Source organism: Streptomyces sp. SID14478 (assembly GCF_010548525.1).
Lineage (GTDB): Bacteria > Actinomycetota > Actinomycetes > Streptomycetales > Streptomycetaceae > Streptomyces.
The window spans coordinates 1-327 of sequence record NZ_JAAGMG010000901.1 but is presented as its reverse complement, the minus strand read 5'-3'; the positions used below and the strand labels follow the sequence as shown (position 1 = coordinate 327).

At 76.5% G+C, this 327-nt stretch carries 1 protein-coding gene; it reads left to right on the top strand.

The window, feature by feature from the left end:
- Nucleotides 1-327: FGGY-family carbohydrate kinase (locus tag G3I40_RS29225; protein ID WP_275410239.1), on the top strand; the 327-nt coding region annotated here is incomplete at both ends.

The window sequence follows — 327 nt, the reverse complement described above, 5'->3', positions numbered from 1 at the left end:
GGCCTGCACCCTGAACTGCACCCTCGCCGTGGACCGGATCGCCGCGCTGCTCGGCCTGGACCGGGAGGCCGTCGAAGCGGGCGGCGGCGCGACGATCCTGCCCTACCTCGACGGCGAACGGACGCCCGATCTGCCGCACGCCGCGGGCCTGTTGACCGGGCTGCGGCACGACACGACCGGCGGACAGCTGCTGCAGGCGGCGTACGACGGAGCGGTGCACGCCCTGCTCGGCGCCCTGGACCGGGTGCTCGACGACGCGGCCGACCGGTCCGCTCCCCTGCTCCTGATCGGCGGCGGCGCGCGCGGCACCGCCTGGCAGCAGACGGT